Origin of the sequence: Cellulomonas pasadenensis, from assembly GCF_047229365.1 — a bacterium.
Taxonomy (GTDB): Bacteria; Actinomycetota; Actinomycetes; order Actinomycetales; family Cellulomonadaceae; genus Cellulomonas.
This window is the reverse complement of sequence record NZ_JBFTEP010000236.1, coordinates 1-2,713: the sequence shown is the minus strand read 5'-3', so window position 1 is coordinate 2,713 and position 2,713 is coordinate 1. Positions and strand designations below refer to the sequence as shown.

2 protein-coding genes are annotated in these 2,713 nt (G+C 77.8%); both read right to left on the bottom strand.

The window, feature by feature from the left end; genetic code table 11:
- Positions 1 to 1,626 (bottom strand): DHA2 family efflux MFS transporter permease subunit (locus AB6N23_RS18025; protein ID WP_412867339.1); only part of this gene is annotated, 1,626 nt, incomplete at its 3' end.
- Positions 1,627 to 1,746: 120 nt separating this feature from the next.
- On the bottom strand, positions 1,747 to 2,382 hold the full coding sequence (locus AB6N23_RS18020) for a PadR family transcriptional regulator (RefSeq protein WP_412867338.1): 636 nt from the start codon (positions 2,380 to 2,382) through the stop codon (positions 1,747 to 1,749).
- Positions 2,383 to 2,713 lie beyond the last annotated feature (331 nt).

The window sequence follows — 2,713 nt, the reverse complement described above, 5'->3', positions numbered from 1 at the left end:
GCCGACGGGCGTGGCCGGCGCGTCCGCGCCGGGCCGGGCCGGGGCCCGCATCGCGACGGCGGCGGCCAGCCCGAGCACCAGCACGGCGACCGTGACGAGCAGCGTCTGCGACGCGGCGGTCGCGAACCCCTGCTCGACGGCCGTCGCGGCGGCGGCGCGCACCTGCTCGGCCACGTCGGCGGGCACCCCGGCGGGCAGGTCCGCCCCTCCCCCGGCGGCGCCGAGCCCCGCGGACGCCGCCTCGCGGAAGCCGTCGACGAACGGCCCGCGCACCTCGGGCGGCAGGCCCGCGGCCGCGTCCCGCGCGGCGGCCGGCATGGTCACGGCGAGCCGCGACGTCAGCACCGCGACGACGACGGCGGAGCCGATGACGCCGCCGACCTGCCGCGTCGTGTTGAACGCGCCGGCACCGGCGCCGGCCGTGCGCTGGTCCAGGCCCGCGGTCGCGAGGTTCGCGAGCGGCGAGAAGATGCAGCCGGTCCCGATGCCGAAGCCGATCATCGGCAGCACGAGGTGCCACACGGGCGCGTCGGGGCGCACCTGCGACGCCAGCACCGCGATGGACGCGCCGAGCACGGCGAAGCCCGTCGCGACGACCCACCTGCCCGCCACGCGGTCCGACAGGCGGCCGGCGACCGGCGCGACGACGCCCGACAGCAGCGACCCGGGCAGGCCGACGAGCGCCGCGTGCAGCGGCGACAGGCCGAGCACCTGCTGGAGGTACAGCGTGAACGGGAAGAAGATCCCCGTCATCGCGAACGAGACGGCGGCGCCCGCGACGTTCGCGAGCGAGAACGTCCGGCTGGAGAACAGGCGCAGCGGCAGCAGCGCGGCGTCGCCCTGGCGGCGCTGCCAGAGCAGGAACGCGGCCGTCACGAGCACGCCGGCACCCACGACGGACCACACGCTGACGGGCCCGACGATCGTGCCCCAGTCGTACGCCTCGCCCTCCTGCAGGCCGAACACCAGCAGGGTCAGCCCGACGACGGACAGCAGCACGCCGACGCCGTCGAACGAGCGCGCGTGCGTCGGCAGGGTCGGCAGGGAGCGCAGCGACAGCACGAGGGCGACGACGCCGACGGGCACGTTGACGAAGAAGATCCACTCCCAGCCGGCGCCCTCGACGAGCACGCCGCCGAGCACGGGCCCGGTGATCGTGGCGACGCCCGCGACGGCGCCCCAGACGCCGAGCGCGGCCCCGCGCTGCTGCGCCGGGAACACGCGCGTGATCATCGCCATGGTCTGCGGCGTCATGAGCGCGCCGCCGACGCCCTGGACCGCGCGCGCGACGACCAGCACGGCCACCGACCCGGCCAGGCCGCACCACAGGGACGCGAGCGTGAACAGCACGAGGCCGGCGACGAAGACGGGCCGGGGGCCGAACCGGTCGCCGAGCCGGCCCGTGACCAGCAGGAGCACCGCGAACGTGAGCAGGTAGGCGCTGTTCACCCAGCCCACGGTGACGAGGCTCGCGTCGAACTCGGCCTGGAGGGTCGGGACGGCGATGTTCACGATGGTCGTGTCGACCATGATCATGAAGAAGCCGAGGCACAGCGGCGGCAGGACGCTCCACGGGCTGCGCCCGTGCGGGTCGACGCCGCCGGGGGCGGCAGCGGGTGCGGTCATGGGGAGCTCCGGTGACGTGCGGGCGCGGCGGGCGCGCGGCGGGCGACGCGGGGTCGCGGCGGTGGTGTGCGGGTGGTGACGTGCGGGTGCGGGCGAGCGGGTGCGGGGCGGGGCGCGGGCTCAGGAGCCGCGCGCCGCGGCGCCGCGGGGACGGCGTCGCTCGGCGAGGGCCGCGAGCGCGTCGTGCGGGACGGGTGCGTGCCAGTCGAGGCGGTCGGACCCGAGGTCGGCGAGGACCGCGTCGAGCCAGTCGACGTCGTGGGCGAGCAGGACCGCCTCGCGCTCCGCGTCGAGGGTGTACCTGCGCGGCAGGCCGTGCGCGTGCACCTCGTCGAGGCGGGCGCGCAGCGTGGCGAGGCGGGCCGCGACGCGGTCGCGCCGGGCGGTCAGCGCGGCGCGGACGTCGTCGACGGGAAGGTGCGGCGCCTGCGCGAGCCCGACCGCGAACGCGTCGTGCGTCGGCTCCTCGTCGGCCAGGTACGCGGTGACGTACCGCGTGAGCGCCGCTCGGCCGTCGTCGGTGGCCGCGTAGGTGGTGCGCTCGGGCCGGTTGCCGCAGCGCTCGGTGCCGGCGGCCGTCACGAGGCCGTCGCGCTCGAGCCGCTCGACCGCGTGGTAGACCGCGCCGGGCGTGACGCGGACGAGCCGCGCGTCGCCGCGCTCGACGAGGGTCTGGAACACGTCGTACGGGTGCCGGGCGCGCTCGTGCAGGAGCGCGAGCACCATCACGGCGACGGCGGACACCGCTGCGGCCACGGCACGTCCTCCCCCGTCGCGGTCGGAGCGGTCGAGCGACTACTCCGCGCGGAACATTACGCCCGGAACATCGGCCGGTCCACCGCGGCCGCGTCCGCGCACGGCGAGGGCCGCCCACCCCGCGACGGGGTGGACGGCCCTCGGGACGTCGCGGCTCAGGCCCGGCGGCGCCGCCGCACCAGCTCCGCGCCCGCGAGGACGAGGAGCAGGGCGAGGCCGAGCAGCGCCGGCACCGCGGCACCCGTCACCGCGAGCCGGCCCGGCACCGCGGCACCCGTCCGCCCGTCGGCCGCACCGGCGCTCGTGCCGCCGCCCGCGGACCGGGGCGCGG